We start from the raw sequence: 18,169 nt of genomic DNA on the forward strand, positions 1-18,169 counted from the left end.
ATTATTTAAGTAACGCATCAACAATTCTCCTTTATGGCAAATTAATCTTGGCTATATTTTTAGATACGAAATCCTTAGCTAGGTATTAAAAATTTAGCCAACCATTTTATCTCATACCATAATGCACTTTCAGTTTACCTACAACCCGTATGGCATAAATTGCTTTAACCAAAGTAATAAAAAACACAAGGAGGTAATAAATCCAGCTATACATTTTAAATCAAAGACATAAAAAAGCTCCAAGTCATTAAAAATAGTATATTTCAAACGTGCAACTCCCAATACAACAAATGGCCAGCGTGGAAGATGAAGGTAGCCTCACTCTTTTTCCTACTATTTTCCAGTCGATGACGATTAGGTTCTTATGCTCAAATAGCGAATACGCCAAATTCAGCAGCTTGCGTGACACGCCGTAAAGCCATCCATGGCGGCTCTCGAATACATCCATATTATTGAAGGTCATGCCCGTAATAGAATTCGCCTAAACAAATTACGGCTTAATCTGTTGTATATTGAGGACAAATACTATGATAACAGTGCTGCATTGTTCACCACTTCCCATAGGAATTATGCAGTAAAAGAGTAACTATGGGAGGATATTAAGGAGTAGGATTTCTCCCCTTGAGAGGGCGCGGCATACAAACCTCTTATTCAATGTTTAACCAAGGTATAGCCGGAGGTTCACTGCCACGCTATTAAAGTTGGGAGTCAATATTTTCACCCAATTTTTTAGTTTATATATCTCCGTTTGTATGTCATTAATGGTTACTTAACTCATTTTTAATTTTCTGTAATCCGACCAACGCTCTCTTAATGACTCAATTAGAGATAGTGCTATGAAGCAAAACACCAAGCACCAAATATTCGGCTCGTAATTAACACCTAATCCATTTACGGGATAAATTAATGGCTCGTTCGTTCTCGCAAGATCAACGGCATAAATCCATAAAGCTCCTTCACTATTTTGGCTAAAAACACCATTATACCTCTTGGTATAATAGATTACTTTTTCGGGAAAACGTAACTCATTTAATGCTCTAGATAAATTTTTGCACTTTTGCCAACCACTAAACCATACCTCTCGTTCAGGAAAGGATGTATACAAAATAATACTATCCGCCCCTGAAATTTTATTCTTACATTCAATCGAGTAAAGAATACCTTCTACTTTTACAAGTTCAGATTCATTAACACCGCTAACAAAGTATCTAAAGTGCCAAGTCAGATAGAATAAAGATATAATTAATATTAGTTGCAAAGAAATTGGTAACTGCTTCAACCAGCTCATTAATTTAGATTTTTTCGGTACCGTGGGAATAATTTTCACTGTTTATCCTTTTTCACAGAAAATCGAGCAACCCTTTTCAAAAAATAACATAATGTGCTTTCAACTTACGTTCAAGCAATTAGTTATTAAGTTAGCTCTAAGAAAAAATTTAACAAGCACCCATTGTTAAATTCTTGGCATATCCTAATTGTGAGTAACAGACCATCTGCCATACCAACGGCTTAACGGCATTAGGCTGTGGGATGAAGCCCCATGACCACTCTGTTGGTTTTTACACCACGACAGAGTAATCTAGCCAAAATCGACAATGAGGTGTTCTATGGACAGAAAATCATTATTGCTAGTTACACTTATCTTGCCTTTTTCGGCCAATGCCGCCGTATACCAATGTGCCGACGGAAAATATCAGGCCGATCCCTGTGATGAAAATAGCCAACCCGTAGATCTCAGCGGCGTCGGTAGCGTGGTTAAAGGCCCTGATATTGCCCATGCAAACGCTGTTACTCACTCGGATAAAAAACAAGAAATTAGCGATTTTATTGATAAACAACGTATTAGCCGTGAAATCACTAAACTAGAAAACGACCGTAAACTCATTATCGACCAAAGGGATAAACGTATTGTCGAGCTAAGAAACGATAGAAATTACGCCAATAACAATCTTGCCGGTGCGACTTGGGAGCAAAGCTTGGCACAAGAAATGTCGGCGGTGGCGCAGCAAGCTGATACACAGGTTGCGTCTATCGATAGGCAAATAGAACAATTACGACTCAAGTTAAAGTAGATAAAGCGCAGCCACTCACGCTTCCCATACCAAATACATAAGAACCAATACAAGGAATGACGATGTATTTTATTGCGGCTTTTGGCCTATTGATGCTGTTCTTTAGCCTTGTAATGGTCGTCAGGCCTGCGGCGTTCGCTAACGGTATCATTGCATTTAGCGAGCAGCCCTACTTCCATATTGTTGAAGTGGTTAGCCGAATTATTGCGGGTGTGATTTTTATCCAATATTGCGCCGATACCAGATTTCCACAGATTTTTTTGGCGATAGGCATTGTCTTGCTCGGTGTGGGAATAGGCTTGGCATGCACGCCGCCGAGTAAACATCGTAAATTTGCCCTATGGTCTGCCCAAGCGTTTAAGAATCAATTTCGCTTAATCGGTGTTGTTTCCGTCCCGCTGTCTTTGCTACTGATTTATGCTGCTGGCATCGCCTAAAACTCAGTGACAATCCACTCAACTTTCACGACGTTAGCAACCAAGTGTAAAAGCGCAAGATTCGGGTCGAGTTGCATGCCCTAACCCTTCACTATGTCTCTATCGGCGCATATTGGCCGAGGCAATCAATGGAGACATATCTATGGCAGTGTTACAGGGAAAGGTCGCAATCATTACTGGGGCAAGTTCGGGAATTGGTTATGCCACCGCAAAACGCTTTGCCCGTGAAGGCGCAAAACTGGTACTGGGGGCGCGCCGCGGCGCCATATTGGCCTCATTGGTGGATGAGATCATCACTCAAGGCGGTGAAGCGGTTTATCTGGCGGGCGATGTGACCGACGAGGTGTATGCCAGTGACTTAGTGGCACTTGCCGTTGAGCAGTATGGTGGATTGGATATCGCCTTTAATAATGCCGGCATTAATGGCGAGTTAGGCGTAGATTCGGATGCGCTCAGTCGAGCCGAATGGGAAAACACTCTAACAACCAACCTTACCAGTGCATTTTTAGCGGCAAAATATCAATTGCCACAAATGCTTAAACGTGGCGCAGGGTCGATTATTTTTACATCTTCCTTTGTTGGCTATACCATAGGCTTTCCGCAAACGGCGGCCTATGCGGCGAGTAAAGCGGGGATGATTGGCTTAACCCAAGCCTTGGCCGTTGAATACGGCGCACGCGGCATTAGGGTCAATGCGCTATTACCAGGCGGCACAGATACCCCCATGGGGCGGGAGTTTGCTAATACCCCAGAGGCCATGGCCTTTGTGAAGAATCTTCATGCCCTAAAGCGCCTCGCAGATCCTGCGGAAATCGCCCAATCCGCGCTATATCTCGCCTCCGATGCGGCCAGTTTTACCACAGGGATCGCCTTATTGGTCGATGGTGGTGTGTCCATCTGTAAAACCTAAGGAATGGATAACGATGACCCAAGATTACGAGCGAATTGCGCGTGCCATTGACTTTATTCGTCAGCATGTGGGTCATCAACCCTCACTGGCTGAGATTGCGGCGCACGTCCATTTAAGTGAATTCCATTTTCAACGGCTCTTTAGTCGCTGGGCGGGGATCACTCCCAAACGTTATTTGCAGGCCTTAACCCTAGAGCGGGCAAAACAATTATTGCAGCAGCCGTCCCACTCGACCTTAAGTGCCAGTTATGAGTTAGGCCTGAGCAGTGGCTCGCGTCTATACGATCATTTTGTGCAACTCGAGGCGGTCACCCCCTTTGAATATCGCCAGCAGGGTTTAGGGATCAGCATTGCCTATGGCTATCATTCCACGCCCTTCGGGTTGGCCTTTATCGCTCAAACGGCCCGGGGCATTTGCCAGTTTGATTTTGTCGATATGCAGCAAATTCAATTGCCATTAGAACGTTTAAAGCAGAGCTGGAGTCAGGCCACCATTTATGAGGACACAGCGCAAACAGCAAGCTTAATTGATCACCTCTTTAGCCAGTACTTTGCTGACACGAGTGCCAAAAAGCTTAGTTCAATAGCATCCAGCACTCAGACTATTCACCAAGGTGAGCCTTCCCCGCTCTCACTCTGGGTAAAAGGCACTAATTTTCAGCTTAATGTGTGGCGCGCCCTACTGAATTTACCTAAGGGAGAAGTCGCCTCCTACGGTGATATTGCCAAGGCCATTGGTAAGCCTAAGGCCTCACGCGCGGTCGGTACGGCGATTGGCGCTAATCCGGTGGCATTACTTATCCCCTGCCATCGGGTGCTACGCCAAACTGGTGAACTTGGCGGTTATCGCTGGGGTGAAACCCGTAAACATGTCATATTGGCAAGGGAAGCGGCCTATAGTGAGTAAAACCATTAAACAGAGGTTTGACAGGCTTTCATGCTCTTAACTGAATTCTTAGCTATTAAATAATAAGGGAGGCAAACATGCCGACGCATTCCCCATCCCAACTGGGACCTAACCCGAATGACAAATCCCCCTTAAAAGGATTTCCTCAGGTGGGTTTTCTGAAGAACTTCATTAGCCGCGACAACATTATCGTCGGCGATTACACCTATTATGACGACCCGGCAGGGCCTGAGCGCTTCGAATCTAATGTACTTTATCACTTTGACTTTATTGGCGATAAACTGATTATTGGTAAATTTTGTGCCATTGCAAGGGACGTTAAGTTCATCATGAATGGCGCCAATCATTCAGTGTCTGGCTTTTCCACTTATCCCTTTTATATCTTCGGTAATGGCTGGGAGAAGGCAACACCTAAGCCAGAAGACTTTCCTTTTAAGGGCGACACCCACATAGGCCATGATGTGTGGATAGGTTATAACGCCACCATTATGCCCGGCGTCAACGTCGGCCACGGCGCCATTATCGCCAGTCAAGCCGTGGTCACTAAGGATGTGCCCCCCTATGCGATTGTCGGCGGTAACCCCGCGACTGTGATTAAGTTGCGATTCGAGCCAGAAGTAATAGACACATTACTCGCCATTGCGTGGTGGGACTGGCCGATTGAGAAAATCACTCAGCACTTAAGTGCTATCGCTGGCGCAGAACTCACTAAGTTGCAGCTGGCAGATTAAGCAAGCGACACCCACAAAACGAGTTACAAGTGAAAAGGTGAAACCTTTGTCAATATCAAAGGAATGACTGTTGGCAGTATCGCTAGCGCTTAACTCCGGTTAACCCAATGATAAACAAGTAATCATTAATCATCCTGATTAGGATATTGGGCTAAAAAATGGACGCAAAATGATGCGTCCATTTGCAGTAATATTAGACGGTTAATTACGTTTAATTGGGGTCAAACCTTTATTGCGACTCTCAATAGCATCGTCTAAGTCAAAGCCTGAATCGCGCCAATTTTTAGCTTCTTCTGGGGCAAATTTCTGTGCTCCCCACGCCATCGCATCCTTTAGATTAAATCCAGCCTTGTTCCAGTCAGACGCTTGCGCTGCATCAAATCCACTAAGATGCCACTTTTGAGCAACTTCAGAACTAAAACCTGCCGACTTCCAAGCAGATATTTCATCGGCGGACATTCCAGACCAATCTTTCGGCATAGAACTACAAGCAAACAACACCAAACACATCAATAAGCTAGAACTAATTTTCAACATAGCGCCTCCGCAGCGTTTTTCATTAATACGACTTACGATTACTGTTTAACCATCTTCATTAGCGATTGCCAATGATTGTAGTAACAACGATTCCCCCCTAAATATCGCTATCGATATCCCAACAGACACGACCTGATTCACTGCTATTTAAGAGGATCGATTGGTTGCTCACAGACACATCACTGCAAATGCAGCGTCGAGGAGCTCAACAACTGTCTCGACATCTTACGTATCATTTCCTCTAGCAACTACTTCATAGTGCAAATCAGTGAAAATACAACAGAAATTAGCATAATGATGCTCCAACAAAACAGCAATAGCTAGCAATGAGGATAAAGAAAAATTTTTATCTACTATACAGTTAACAGTATTAATCCGGTTACAGAATCCAATCCTCTTTAAAGAATGAAAACCATCAATAGTATACACAGTTCAGCTAACAATCATTTAACTTTTTTGATAATGAAAAACTTAATATTCCCATTAAATATGGGATTAATGGTACTTCTCACATAACGCCGAAAAATCACTACTTGGTTCGAGCAAAAAGTCCTTACCAAAAATTGATGTCATTTCTGCTTCAGTAGTGAGTGGGTTATTAATTTTAAAAACTCGTCTATGATTAATATTACTTTTTAACAAAAATTCGCAATGCCGCCGATAAAATAATTCATCAAACTTTCCATTAGCAATTATGCGTTTAAGTCCCTCTTGTATTCTTGTGGCTAAACGCGGCTGATTTGGTGCAACATAATAATAAGTTGCAAGTGGTATATGCAGTAAAATATTATCATCAACAACGAGATCGGGATACTGTTGTTTAAACTGTTCAACCTCTTGAAAAGCCTCATTAACACCTCGTCCGAAAGTAATAAATCTCCCCATAGATAACATATTAAACAAATTATCATATTGAATACTTTCAATAACGTTAAATCCAGCATTTTGCATGGCCGCTTTACTTGACCATTGGCTACCAGAACCGGTATCTAACGCCATTAACTGCGCCAATGTATTTATATTGGCCATAATGGGTAAATTTTGTTTCTTGATAATAAATACTCTAAAACCCTGAATACCTTTCCGGATTGGTATTTTTATTGGAATTAACTGTTCATCCCACTGAGAATTGGATGCTTCAGCAATAACGTTGACTGTTTTACCTTCTAATAATCCTCTAAAAATACGGTTACGACTCATGACAACATCAGAAATCTGTATTGTTCCAACACCAAAATCATTGTTTGTTGCTTCAATAATTAATGTCAACAGATCATAGGTATATTGGTATCTATGGTCATTATTTGATTCTGGAGGATTAATAATAAAAGTATCAACAGCATATGAGTTTGGTATATATGTCCATATTCCAATACAAAACAGCAAAGTGAACAGACTAAAACGCTGAAATGTCATCATAAATGCTCATTACGCTATATCAAAGCTATCCTTCCCGCTAAATTTTAGCAGAAAGGATAGATCTCGTAGGTATGTACAGCACAACATTTATGCGTTTTGTGAGTCAAACCAAGCAAACATGCCCTTATAAGCCGTGCAGGGTAAAATATCCAAATACCACATTGTACATATAATGCGAGACGCTGGATCTGCTAAGATGGCTTTTACGCCATTAAACATAAATTGAAAAATCTATAATAACCTTACCAATCAAAGCGTTGAGTTAGTCAATATTGACTAAAACCATTGGGTTAGAACCATAGTTCCTTTGAATGGTTAACGATATAAACAATGTTTTCCTCACTCAATGAGGTATTCCATCGCTTTCTATCAACACCACCATCACCGCAAATAGTTAAGACTGGCTTTCCATCAGGCAAATATAATCCTCTAACTCCTGTCCCGGCGTCGGTTCAAAATGGCAGTTAAGCCTTAACAATCCGGTGATTCGATCGACCCGAAAGTTGCGAAAATCTTGGCGTAATTCGCACCAGGTCAGCAAGGTCCAAGTACCGCGCCAAAAATAGATGGCGAGCGGCCGCACTTCACGCTCTGTCAGGGTTTTATTCACATCTTGATAGAATAGTTTGACGTATTCACGGCGCTGGGCCGCATTACGCAGCGGATCGAGAAACTGAAACTCGTTGGAATCTAAATAAAAATCCGGCGAAAACATCAAGGATTGATAGGCTTGCAAACGCTTAGGTAGTACGGCCTCCACTTTTATCATCGCCTGACGCGCCGCACTGCCGAGCTCTTTGCCGCCCCATGTTTGCACCATGCGCATGCCGACTTGAATAGCTTCTAATTCGGCCTCGTTAAACATCAGTGGCGGCACATTCACTTCGTGGCGCAATAGATAACCCACGCCCGCCTCCCCTTCAATGGGAATGCCGCTCAAACACAAATCCTGCACATCGCGGTAAACCGTGCGAGTCGAGACTTCTAAACGATCCGCCAGCTCTTGGGCGGTCGTCAGTCGTCGATGTTTAAGAATTTGCACTATTTGAAATAGGCGGTCGGCACGGCGCATGGACAGTAATCACACCTCAAATTGGCTTCGCTGCGAAAGTTTAGGGATCTTAACCGCTAAAGCTTACCCGCCCAAGCGATAGTGTATTGGCACAGTGTTATGGATTCAGCCTACACAATCCCGATATAAATCTCGACCTTATCGGCGCTTCGATACACTTCAAAATCCGTTTGATAATCACGCTGGTGTGGGCAATCAGGCGCACTAAAGTACTGCCAAATCTGTCCCCAAAGTTCCACCACACAGTGGGGCATTTCCCCTTGCGCACTGAACTTAAGGTAGTTTCCTTCTCGCAGCTGCAACGCAGTAAATGGGCCGGTCTCGCTGACAGACTCAACGCTTTTACCCACTAAAACCGAATAGTCTCCCGTCATATCGGATTCATAATCGTAGTAAACCCCATACATGGGAGAATCGAGCATAGATGTCAGCTGTGAAGATTCAAAAAAAGCCTGCCATAGCGCTGCAATCTTGCCACCTTCGCCCGCCAGTTCTGCGCTATTGTTGGTGCGCGTACTCAGCCCAAGCATAGGTTGAGCCGCCAAATAAACCAGTTCCATTGTCGTGTTCACTTTCACCATCACTTCAGGTTATTAATTAAGGCCTGTCATTTAATATCTATTGTTTTAGGTGCATAGCCAGACGCCGATAGCCAACAATATCTTATAAATATCAATGTAAAACAGAGAGCAAAAAGTCGTGCCAAAGCACGACTCCGCAAGGTTTCAATTACTGGTTTTGCGACCAGAGGCCGACCTTATTGCCTTCGCTATCCACGAACAGGGCGATATAGCCACAACCACCATCCTTGATAGGTGTCACAGGCAATAGCATAGTCACATTAGCGGCCACGAGTTTATCCACTAAAGGTTGCAATTGAGCGCTGAAATGCAAGTATACAGTGCTACCGTCCATCGACGGTTTGCTCATGCTGCATTTAACGAGGCCAATGCTTGGTGCGCCTTCATCCTCTGTTTCAATCGTGGCGTATTGCATGTCTTCCATATCATCACGCTTAAATTCAACCCCGAAATGTTGTTGATAAAAAGCGATGGCACGATCCATATCACTGACAGGAATTTCACCCCAAACTAACGGTGCAATTGATAACATTTTCACTTTCTCCTTGTTGAAAAATGCCAATGATTCATCACGTTATAAATGTGGATCACCAGCGGACGACAACAAGAATAAAACAAGGCTACTGACAGCATCATGTCAGTAGCCTTTGAGTGAAAGTGAATTTATTTAACGAAGGATAACAGGATTACTTAGGCAGGCTTGCCTGATGGGCTGAAATAAACGCCTCCATCGCCTTAGTCGCTCTCGCTTGCGCCGTGGCCAAGGTGTCTTGCGCCGTCATAGGCTCGACCACCTCGTAGTAACACTTGATTTTAGGCTCAGTGCCCGATGGCCGTACTATCACCCGCGCGCCATTGGCTAAGCGGTAAGTTAATACATCACTGGCGGGCAGATTGATTTTCTCAACCTTGCCATCGGCAAAGCGGCGCTCTAACGCCTTGAGATCATCGGTCGACACCACGGCATGTTCACCAATTGCCAGCGGCGGATGTTCACGCAGATAGGCGCCGATATTAGGAGTATCGGGTTTTAAGGCAATGCTAACTTGAGCATTGAGATGGAAACCCTGCTCGCGGTATATCTGCTCGAGTCTATCCCAAATAGTTTGCCCTTTGGCGGCAAGCTCGGCGGTTAATTGGGCGAAGGCGACTAAGGCCGACAGGCCGTCCTTATCCCACACCATGTTACCGACGGTGTAACCCAGCGCCTCTTCGTAGGCAAACAGAAATTGATTTTCAGGCTGACTCTGCGCAATCCCCACATTCATCAGCCACTTAAAACCGGTGAGCGTGGTATAGCTTTCAACACCAAAGCCTTTGGCGATTTTAGATAACAAACTAGAAGACACTATAGTCGTGCCCACCAGACGTTGATCCTTGCTCGCATGGCTTAACAGATAATGACCAAAGAGCACACCCACTTGGTCACCCGTTAGCATTTGATACTCGCCATCATCCTTACGTACTGCTACCGCAAATCTGTCGGCATCGGGATCATTGGCGCAGGCAAGCATGGCACCATGCTTTTTCGCTTCGGCAATGACTAAATCCATCGCACCCTTTTCTTCCGGATTCGGGAAATTAACCGTTGGGAAATCCCCATCGGGTTCGCGCTGCGCCGCCACCGAGTAGACTTGGGTAAAACCCGCATCCTTAAGCACAGTTTCAGCCATTTCAGCGCCCACACCATGCATAGCGGTATAGGCAAGGCTGACTTTTTCGGGCGCAGTGTGATTTTGCAGCACATTGGCGTGCATCACGCCGCGGCGATAGGTTTCGTAATAATCGTCATTAAGCCAAATCAATTTACCGTGCTTGATGGCATCAGCCTGATCCATAAACGGAATTGCTTGGGTTGCCGCCTGCTCAATCTTAGCGGCGATACCTGAGTCATGGGGCGGGATAATCTGCGCGCCGTTTTCCCAATACACTTTGTAGCCATTGTATTGTGGTGGGTTATGGCTGGCAGTCACCACAATGCCTGCAGCGGCATTAAAATGCTTAACCCCAAAGGCCACCAGCGGCGTTGGCGCCACTTTGGCGGTGAGGCGCACTTTAATCCCCATCGCGGTGAGTACACTGGCGGTATCATGGGCGAAAGTGCGTGAATCGTGGCGGCCATCGTAACCAATCACAACCCCGCGCTCGGCGGCATCTTTAATTTGTTCGAGCAAATAGGCACCAAGCCCAGCAGATGTTTGGCGGATAACCAAGCGATTCATACCCATAGGACCTGCGCCCACCACACCGCGTAATCCGGCGGTACCAAACTCTAAACGTCCCGCAAAACGCGCCTCGAGTTCGGCGTCATTGCCGGCGTCGATTAAGGCTTGCAGTTGTGCCTGAGTGCGGGGATCAGGGTCATTTTCGAGCCAATGCTTAACCTGTAATTGCAGATGAGTATTCATAGGAGCCTCAGTGAAAATCATTTTCAATTACCTTAGGAAAATCCATGCCGAAGAACAAGCAAATTTGCACTAATTTCACCATCAACCCATGAGTTTTGAACTTTCAAGATTATTTTTTAATCGATTTAACCATTGATTTACAAAGTAAAATAAATACAGATCAGAGTTCCACATAAATGGACACTAACTCAGCCCTAAGTAATACAAGCGTCTTACGCTTAGTTGCTTAATAACCCTAGAACAGTGAAGCTAAATAACCCCCTAACAGAATAAAAAACGCACTATCCATGCTTTAAGCTAGAGAGTGCGTGAGTTGTAGAGCCGTTTTGATTAGGACATGTGACGTTTCGAAATTCAATATTGCCCCTTGTAGCAGGGTTTGGTTGGCAAGCCCTTGCTTGCCAGAACGAACAAAATCTAATCTCGAAACGTCAACACGCCCTAGCCATTTACAGTTTAAAGATGTTGTCCCTCGCGTCGCGGTCAATCAATTTCACAAAGGGATCGACACCGACATAGCTTGGTTTTTCATCCAACGTAAGAATGAGCTTATTTTCGCCACTGACTAAATGATGTTTTCCAAGCAACAAAATTTGCTTTTCATCTTTTAGCTTATCTGGGTCGACACTAAATGCCCCGATATCAACCTGCATATCCAAAGGCTGCTCGGTTTCTTCACCTTTACCACTGGCAACTTTACGACTCGCGTAAATAGTTAATTCAACTTGCGTTTTGCCATTGGGCAGAACCGTTGCCACTGCATTCGTTAATCGCAAATCATAGAGCGTAATCTCATTAAAGGATTCATCGATAAACCGAGACTGAATATCATCTGCTCCCTGTTTGAGATAGTTCACCAAATCTACTGTGGTAGGGAAAGGATCATTACGGTACTGATAGCGAGTTAAGAAGGCTTTGAGATTAGCGTTTAGCTTAGCTTCACCCAACACATCCTTAATAGCCATCATCACCACAGAACCTTTTTGGTAATGAATGTACTGCTGGTTTTCACTACGCAATAACGGCTGTTCTTTTATCGGCTCTGATGAACGGCCACGCAGATAGCGATCAAGCTCATATTTCAAGAACTTGCGGATCATTTTATCGCCATACTTATGCTCTAACACCATCAGCGCCGAATACTGTGACAGACTTTCGGAGATCACCGCACTGCCCTGAACATCCGCAGCCCCCACTTGGTGTCCCCACCACTGGTGAGCGACTTCATGGGCAGTGACATAATATACAGGGTCAATATTATCCTCATTGCGTAAATCGGTAATAAAGCCAATACGCTCGGAGTAAGGCACAGTATTCGCGAAACTTTGTGCGAAACTTCGGTATCCAGGAAACTCCATAATACGCATTTGCTTATGCTGATACGGGCCAAATGCCGCGGTGTAATAATCGATTGAATCCTTAACCGACTCCACCATCCGAGCGACGTTCCAAGGATGATCCACATGGTAATAGACCTCTACGGCAATCCCATTATGTTCAACCTTTTCAACTTGGTAACGACCGGAGATAATGGCATAGAAGTTCACCATTGGACTGTCCATTAAATAATGGAAGTACTGGCGACCATCTTGCTGCCACTGCTTTTGCAAATAACCTGGCGCGAGGGCAATTTGGTCAGTACTGGTCGAAACCGTCGCTTCAAATTGGATAAAGTCCCCATCTACGCCAAAGAAGTTTTGTCGATAATAACGACTGTCTTCCAGCTTGTTCGCCCGCTCTTTTTCTGTCAGTCCGCGTTTTTGGCGCTCATGGCGATCCATAAGCTCGTAACCATCTTGATAACCAAATAAGGGTAATAGCTCAAGATTATTGATAAAAGTGCCATTTTCTACGACAGACAAATCAAAGCCAGACTCGGCAATACCGACAGACTCACGCACTAATTCGATATTTCCTGCAACCGTCTGCCCCGGCAACACTGGCGCAGAAAAACTTAACCAGGTATTACGGAAACGACGATCAAACTCGCCTAACGTCGCATTGGGAATAGTGATCTTTACCGTGTCCGCTTGGGTGTGCTCGGGCAGTTGCACCAGCATCTTTTCAATTGGCTTATCCGATTTATTTTGCCATTCAAACATTACCTTAGCGGCTATTTTGCGTTGCTCAGGAAAAATATCGATATTCGCATTAACCTTAGTGGTCACTAAAATAGGCATGCCTTGATATTGTTTGAACGTCTTTTCGTAATCGGCTTGTAAATCTGTGGTTTCTTCTTGGGTAAGGTAATGATTAACCACCTTAGTTTGATAGAACAGGTAACTACCAGATCCAATGAATATCACTAAGCCCGCCGCAACGATGGCCTTGCCACTGAGACCAAGCTGATAACCCAATAATCCTAATCGAGTTTTAAGACTTTGTTGCGGTCCTCTATGGTATAAACCATAGCCCAGTACGAACAGTATTAAGCTAAAAGCGCCCCAATAAACCATATACAAACTGTGGCTTAGCAGACCCCAACCATAGCCGTTCATATCCGAGTAACTTAAGCTAGGTGATTGGGCAAAGTTATACAAACTATGGCCAAATCCCCAATTTGCCATCACGAATGTCGTCAGGTAATAAGCCACAAACAGCCCCATACCTGCATATTTGTTCGGGCTAAGCACTTGTAAGAAAAATGCCAGTATTGAAGAGAGCAATAATGGCAGTAAGTAATAAAACCCAAGACGAATAAGGTATTGAGATATTTCTAAATTACCTTGGCCCTTTATCAGTTGGAACACTATTGTGGTTGACATCGCCAGCACATACAGCAAGGTCATCACAATAAGTACAGCAACTAACTTTGACGCCCAAAAACATAGGTTAGACACAGGCGCACTATCAACAATATCTCCCATGCCAGAGGTGCGTTCACGCCAGACAATTTCCGCGCTGTAATAAATCAGTACGATAACCATTAACAATCCGGTCGCACCGGCAATGTTATCCACCATATCCTGAGTTAAAGGCCAGTTAGAGGTACCGTACCATCCAAAATCATCAAACATTGGGCCGACTAAGTTGAATACTGTTAACACCCCTAGTACCAAAAAGGGGGCAGTAAACAGCACTTGCTTGACCTCAAATTTAACCCGAGTCCAAAATTGCAAGCGCGCGTTAATTTCAGTGCGAGTCGATAGTCTAGATAAAGGGACTAACTCAGGGATCTTTTCAACTTTGGTGGATTTTTTATCGCGCTTTTTCGTTAATGTGGGCTGGCGGAAAATCCCTGACAAAGCCAGTAATACGCAGGCGATCGCAAGCCACAGTGCTCGATTTTGTAGCACGAGTCCTGACAACTCGAGTAACTGGTGATTCTTCTCACTAATCGTCCAATAACGGGTCACTTCAGCGAAGGTACGCAGTGCAAAGGGGTCGAGTAATGCCGCGATAGTACGATACTGCGGTTGGCTCGCCATTTCGCCTGTCAGCGTGTAAAGCACCAACATAGCCACGGCCGTCAAATATAAGGCCATCAAAGATCGGAAACGGCTTGCCATGGCATAAAATAGGCATGAGTTAAGCAGTAAACTTGGAACCGATAACTGCAAATAAGGGATCAAATAGTGGCTAAGGACAAAGGGCCCAAAGCGAGTCCCGTCAACCCAAGGCATAAATGAACCTAATATCAAGCCAATAGGTACAAAGGCGAATACGGCCAACACCACCATAAAACTGCCTAAAAAACGCCCAAACTGATAGGCGAAAGGCGATAGTGGTTTACTGTAAATCAGCTCCTCCATTAAATGCTGATGATTACGAATGGCGGTGCTACCGACAAAGTTTACAACAGCAAACATAGAGATAAGCCCCATGATGAGCAAGGTTTGGCTAATACCAAAAGGGCTATTTTTCAACACTTCACCGCCGCTACCAATTTGAATATTATTGGAGGCAACTGATAAAAAGCTCATTAAAAACAATAAAAAAGAAACAACGTAAAATGATGGCTGACGCAAATAATAACGCCACTCAAATCTCAACATAGATAACAGCATAGGGAATCTCCTTAAGCTGCCTGATGGCGATGGCTGTGCAAGATTGAGAAATACAAATCCTCAAGCCCCGCAGCGGCTGGCGTAAACCCTTCAGGGCATGTATCAGCCATCACATTTAATACCGTTCGACCGGCAAGTAATCGTTTTGAGATGACCGGCAATACATTCTCAAGTTGTTGCGCCTCAGCCTGATCAACGGTTTTAGTCCAAATCTTCTCAGTTAACTCACTGACTAATTGCTGCGGATTTCCCTGTAATAGGATTTTTCCCGAGGCTAGCACCGCCATATTCGGGCAGAGCTCCGACACGTCCTCAACAATGTGAGTTGAGAGGATAACCACTTTTTCCTCGCCCAAACTCACTAACAAATTGTGAAAACGATTGCGCTCTTCAGGATCGAGCCCTGCGGTTGGCTCATCAACAATCAATAATTTAGGATCGCCTAGTAACGCCTGGGCAATCCCAAAACGTTGCCGCATACCGCCGGAAAAGCCACTTACCGCCTTATTTTTATGTTGGTATAAGTTAGTGTGGGCCAATAAGCCCTCAACGATTTCTTTACGTTGCTTGCTCTGATTGATGCCTTTTAACACCGCGAGGTGGTCCAATAAGTCAAAGGCGCTAATCCGCGGATAAACATTAAAGTCCTGTGGTAAATAACCTAAGGTTTTACGCAATGCCTGTGGGTCCGCTAAGACGTCAATACCGTCGAAAACGATGCTGCCACTGTCAGCACTTTGAAGTGCAGCAATAGTTCGCATCAAAGAGGATTTACCCGCTCCATTCGGTCCTAGTAGGCCAAACATACCCTTCGAAATAGTTAAGTTAACCCCATCGAGCGCCCTAACGCCGTTATCATAGGTTTTGGTTAAATCAGTAATTGTTAGCATGCTTCCCTCTTGCTTTTATGTTCAAAATAACGCCAAGTTATCACAAATAATTAACCAAAACAGCAGTTACTAATGTATTCATGCACTTACCGAATGACTAACTAAATAATGCAAAGAGAAACAATCGATAGAATTAAAAGCAAAGGGCCCGAAATGGGCCCTTTAATATTGAAATGACTGATAATAGTCAATGATGTAAGTTTATCCCTATAGCAAACGCTAAATACAATTCCTTACATAAATCACGTGTTAACGGGAAGGCAGCGTGCCATCAAACACGCGCACTTTAATATTCTTCTTCAGATTTTCCTGATCCTGTTGCCATTCCTGCCACTGAGTCAGACTGATACTCAACTGCAAAGAGAAATCCGTGGAGATCCATTGTGTTTGTCCCTGCGCATATTGCGGCAGTGGCACAATATTTTTAGGGCCATTGAAGGATTCAGAGCATTGGAAGGACTTAAAGTAAACTTGGTCGATAGCCAGATCGAGCTTACTCGGCGTCGTCATACATTGGCCGCTTCCAGGCTCTTGGTAGGAAGCAAATTGGTACATAATCGCTGGGGTATTATTGCTGCTATCGGGCACGGAAGCCGTTTGATGGCAAGATAAGCAGCTACTTAGGGCATTATCTGCTGGACCGTTTAATCTGCCATTACACCCTAGATGCCCTGCATTGGTTTTCTCATTTAATCGTTCAACCACCTCTTGAAACACCGCGCTATCTTTAAGGCCTGGCACCGGATTTTGTGGAAAGGCAGCCGCGCCTAAGTTTACAGGAGGGGTATCATTGCCCCACATAAGTCCAAGGGGTGAGATACGGTTCCACGGATTTTTCTCCTGTGCCTTAAATTGGCCGTCGGCCACAAAGGTGCCATAGGCCCAGCCTACTGGGGAGCGGCTGTCACGTACCGCGATATCAAACTGTAGCAAGTACACATCGGCGACCGAACGTGGACACTGCTCTGTTTCTTGCTGGAAGCTACAGGCACTACCATCGGCATTTTTACATTCACAGAAATCACTGAACTAGGGCGTGTTGACGTTTCAGGGTTATTTTTGCAGCAATGTGGCTGGCTTTTATGCAAGGCAAAGTCCGTGCAGTGTAGTTATTCTACATAAACGGACGATAACGCGGCAGAAAAGCCAGCCAAATGCTGCCCGAAGGGTTCGCCTGGCAAGCCCTTGCTCTTTGTCACTCGTCATTTGAGTAGAATAACTACATATCATTCCTCGTTTCGCGAGCACGAGCTTGCCAGAACGAACAAAATTTAATCTCGAAACGTCAACACGCCCTAATATTGGCTTGCCATACAGGCACATTCTCTAAGAAGGGGTAATTATTGGGCGTCGCCGTAGTAAACAGCAATTTGCCAATCACACTGCCTTCATTAAAGGCAAAATTGGCTTGGGGCATCACAGGTGCAGCAGCCCCCGTCCACACCTTAGCTAAGCTGCCCGCAGCCTGAGGGTTATAAAAGCCGACGGCCCACATGGTGGTTTTAATATCGCCTTGGTCTTTCACCGCCATAGTGACGGGTGCTTCACGGGTTAATCCATGGATAAATTCGCGTCCACTCATGGGATCGTAGGTTTGATAAGGAATATGGTACCAAGCACGTACCTTGTTGTTACACAGATCCCAGTCGGTATTGACGTCGCCGCTGTCGATATTGCCCGCTTGGATATACTGCATAACGGCCCAAAGATAATTCCAAGCTTGGGTGTTCTTATCCTTTTCAGAGAGATTTTTATCGAAGGGATTGAACTTGAGCCATGGCATTTGCTGATCGGCTTTAGCTGAGGAGTAGGCATCACTTAACTGAAAAATGGGCCCTTTCCAACCAGGGTAGGCCTGATTGATGATCACTTGATTATCCCACATGCCGGTTTTGGTAAAGGCAGGGTCTTGAAAGTAACTCGGGTAAGTTCCTGTACAAGTGGAGCTTGAAGGGGCTGGTGTTTGGCTGGTTTGAGTTCCAGCGGCGTGGGCATTGGCTCCGAGCAAAATGCCAATCAATAAACTCGCAAGAGGTAGTTTCATCGCTTCATCCTTGAAAGTATTCGTCATCTTTAGGGTTTGCACCGCACCATGGCAATGCCAATTAAGCATAGACTAATTTTCCAAGTCACGACTTTGCCTTCGGTAGATAGTAAAAAAGCCATTTAGCATGGGCTAAATGGCCTTGATCGATTCC

The 18,169-nt window shown here is 44.7% G+C and carries 16 protein-coding genes; 5 read left to right on the forward strand and 11 right to left on the reverse strand.

Going from position 1 to position 18,169, the window contains the following annotated elements; all coding sequences use genetic code 11:
* Positions 1 to 769: 769 nt before the first annotated feature.
* Positions 770 to 1,327 carry a hypothetical protein gene (locus MMG82_RS16620; RefSeq protein WP_241407134.1) on the reverse strand — a complete coding sequence of 186 codons (558 nt, stop codon included), beginning with the start codon at positions 1,325 to 1,327 and terminating at the stop codon, positions 770 to 772.
* Positions 1,328 to 1,607: 280 nt separating this feature from the next.
* On the opposite strand from MMG82_RS16620, the gene MMG82_RS16625 reads away from it, so the two are divergent.
* From MMG82_RS16625 to MMG82_RS16645, 5 genes are all read left to right on the forward strand, one after another.
* The gene (locus MMG82_RS16625; RefSeq protein ID WP_241407135.1) at positions 1,608 to 2,072 is read left to right on the forward strand and encodes a hypothetical protein; all 465 of its coding nucleotides are present in this window, start codon (positions 1,608 to 1,610) and stop codon (positions 2,070 to 2,072) included.
* Between the two features lie 62 nt (positions 2,073 to 2,134).
* Positions 2,135 to 2,509 carry a hypothetical protein gene (locus MMG82_RS16630; RefSeq protein WP_241407136.1) on the forward strand — a complete coding sequence of 125 codons (375 nt, stop codon included), beginning with the start codon at positions 2,135 to 2,137 and terminating at the stop codon, positions 2,507 to 2,509.
* 142 nt (positions 2,510 to 2,651) lie between these two features.
* On the forward strand, positions 2,652 to 3,419 hold the full coding sequence (locus MMG82_RS16635; protein WP_037427895.1) for an SDR family oxidoreductase: 768 nt from the start codon (positions 2,652 to 2,654) through the stop codon (positions 3,417 to 3,419).
* 13 nt (positions 3,420 to 3,432) lie between these two features.
* Positions 3,433 to 4,326 carry a methylated-DNA--[protein]-cysteine S-methyltransferase gene (locus MMG82_RS16640; protein WP_241407137.1) on the forward strand — a complete coding sequence of 298 codons (894 nt, stop codon included), beginning with the start codon at positions 3,433 to 3,435 and terminating at the stop codon, positions 4,324 to 4,326.
* 77 nt (positions 4,327 to 4,403) lie between these two features.
* Positions 4,404 to 5,057 (forward strand): Vat family streptogramin A O-acetyltransferase, encoded by a 654-nt coding sequence (locus tag MMG82_RS16645; protein ID WP_241407138.1) that lies wholly within the window; start codon positions 4,404 to 4,406, stop codon positions 5,055 to 5,057.
* A 201-nt stretch (positions 5,058 to 5,258) separates the two neighbouring features.
* Here the strand turns inward: MMG82_RS16645 and MMG82_RS16650 are convergent, their stop codons facing one another.
* The 10 genes from MMG82_RS16650 to MMG82_RS16695 form a co-directional block, all read right to left on the reverse strand.
* Complete coding sequence (locus MMG82_RS16650) at positions 5,259 to 5,594, reverse strand: hypothetical protein (RefSeq protein WP_037417103.1); 336 nt, start codon at positions 5,592 to 5,594, stop codon at positions 5,259 to 5,261.
* 495 nt (positions 5,595 to 6,089) lie between these two features.
* Positions 6,090 to 7,013, reverse strand: coding sequence for a hypothetical protein (locus MMG82_RS16655; RefSeq protein ID WP_241407139.1), 924 nt, complete (start codon positions 7,011 to 7,013; stop codon positions 6,090 to 6,092).
* Between the two features lie 394 nt (positions 7,014 to 7,407).
* Positions 7,408 to 8,085 carry a YafY family protein gene (locus MMG82_RS16660; protein WP_047537676.1) on the reverse strand — a complete coding sequence of 226 codons (678 nt, stop codon included), beginning with the start codon at positions 8,083 to 8,085 and terminating at the stop codon, positions 7,408 to 7,410.
* A gap of 110 nt (positions 8,086 to 8,195) precedes the next feature.
* Positions 8,196 to 8,645, reverse strand: a complete 450-nt coding sequence (locus MMG82_RS16665; protein WP_144345863.1) for a GyrI-like domain-containing protein — start codon at positions 8,643 to 8,645, stop codon at positions 8,196 to 8,198.
* 169 nt (positions 8,646 to 8,814) lie between these two features.
* Complete coding sequence (locus tag MMG82_RS16670) at positions 8,815 to 9,198, reverse strand: VOC family protein (protein ID WP_037417091.1); 384 nt, start codon at positions 9,196 to 9,198, stop codon at positions 8,815 to 8,817.
* Positions 9,199 to 9,352: 154 nt separating this feature from the next.
* Positions 9,353 to 11,074, reverse strand: coding sequence for a phospho-sugar mutase (locus MMG82_RS16675; protein WP_144345820.1), 1,722 nt, complete (start codon positions 11,072 to 11,074; stop codon positions 9,353 to 9,355).
* Positions 11,075 to 11,523: 449 nt separating this feature from the next.
* Positions 11,524 to 15,081, reverse strand: a complete 3,558-nt coding sequence (locus MMG82_RS16680) for a M1 family aminopeptidase (RefSeq protein ID WP_241407140.1) — start codon at positions 15,079 to 15,081, stop codon at positions 11,524 to 11,526.
* Positions 15,082 to 15,092: 11 nt separating this feature from the next.
* The gene (locus MMG82_RS16685) at positions 15,093 to 15,971 is read right to left on the reverse strand and encodes an ABC transporter ATP-binding protein (protein ID WP_241407141.1); all 879 of its coding nucleotides are present in this window, start codon (positions 15,969 to 15,971) and stop codon (positions 15,093 to 15,095) included.
* A gap of 249 nt (positions 15,972 to 16,220) precedes the next feature.
* Positions 16,221 to 16,910 carry a hypothetical protein gene (locus MMG82_RS16690; RefSeq protein ID WP_241407142.1) on the reverse strand — a complete coding sequence of 230 codons (690 nt, stop codon included), beginning with the start codon at positions 16,908 to 16,910 and terminating at the stop codon, positions 16,221 to 16,223.
* A gap of 346 nt (positions 16,911 to 17,256) precedes the next feature.
* Positions 17,257 to 18,015: a hypothetical protein gene (locus tag MMG82_RS16695; RefSeq protein WP_241407143.1), complete on the reverse strand. Its 759-nt coding sequence runs from the start codon at positions 18,013 to 18,015 to the stop codon at positions 17,257 to 17,259.
* Between the last annotated feature and the right edge of the window lie 154 nt (positions 18,016 to 18,169).

The organism is Shewanella sp. MM_2022_3, assembly GCF_022557375.1.
Lineage (GTDB): Bacteria > Pseudomonadota > Gammaproteobacteria > Enterobacterales > Shewanellaceae > Shewanella > Shewanella xiamenensis.

What these genes read in the sequence shown, in the direction of transcription:
- MMG82_RS16685 (WP_241407141.1), bottom strand. Translation starts at nt 15,971, where the DNA reads ATGCTAACAATTACTGATTTAACCAAAACCTATGATAACGGCGTTAGG.
- MMG82_RS16645 (WP_241407138.1), top strand. Translation starts at nt 4,404, where the DNA reads ATGCCGACGCATTCCCCATCCCAACTGGGACCTAACCCGAATGACAAA.
- MMG82_RS16650 (WP_037417103.1), bottom strand. Translation starts at nt 5,594, where the DNA reads ATGTTGAAAATTAGTTCTAGCTTATTGATGTGTTTGGTGTTGTTTGCT.
- MMG82_RS16640 (WP_241407137.1), top strand. Translation starts at nt 3,433, where the DNA reads ATGACCCAAGATTACGAGCGAATTGCGCGTGCCATTGACTTTATTCGT.
- MMG82_RS16635 (WP_037427895.1), top strand. Translation starts at nt 2,652, where the DNA reads ATGGCAGTGTTACAGGGAAAGGTCGCAATCATTACTGGGGCAAGTTCG.
- MMG82_RS16655 (WP_241407139.1), bottom strand. Translation starts at nt 7,013, where the DNA reads ATGATGACATTTCAGCGTTTTAGTCTGTTCACTTTGCTGTTTTGTATT.
- MMG82_RS16660 (WP_047537676.1), bottom strand. Translation starts at nt 8,085, where the DNA reads ATGCGCCGTGCCGACCGCCTATTTCAAATAGTGCAAATTCTTAAACAT.
- MMG82_RS16675 (WP_144345820.1), bottom strand. Translation starts at nt 11,074, where the DNA reads ATGAATACTCATCTGCAATTACAGGTTAAGCATTGGCTCGAAAATGAC.
- MMG82_RS16625 (WP_241407135.1), top strand. Translation starts at nt 1,608, where the DNA reads ATGGACAGAAAATCATTATTGCTAGTTACACTTATCTTGCCTTTTTCG.
- MMG82_RS16665 (WP_144345863.1), bottom strand. Translation starts at nt 8,645, where the DNA reads ATGGAACTGGTTTATTTGGCGGCTCAACCTATGCTTGGGCTGAGTACG.
- MMG82_RS16670 (WP_037417091.1), bottom strand. Translation starts at nt 9,198, where the DNA reads ATGTTATCAATTGCACCGTTAGTTTGGGGTGAAATTCCTGTCAGTGAT.
- MMG82_RS16695 (WP_241407143.1), bottom strand. Translation starts at nt 18,015, where the DNA reads ATGAAACTACCTCTTGCGAGTTTATTGATTGGCATTTTGCTCGGAGCC.
- MMG82_RS16680 (WP_241407140.1), bottom strand. Translation starts at nt 15,081, where the DNA reads ATGCTGTTATCTATGTTGAGATTTGAGTGGCGTTATTATTTGCGTCAG.
- MMG82_RS16630 (WP_241407136.1), top strand. Translation starts at nt 2,135, where the DNA reads ATGTATTTTATTGCGGCTTTTGGCCTATTGATGCTGTTCTTTAGCCTT.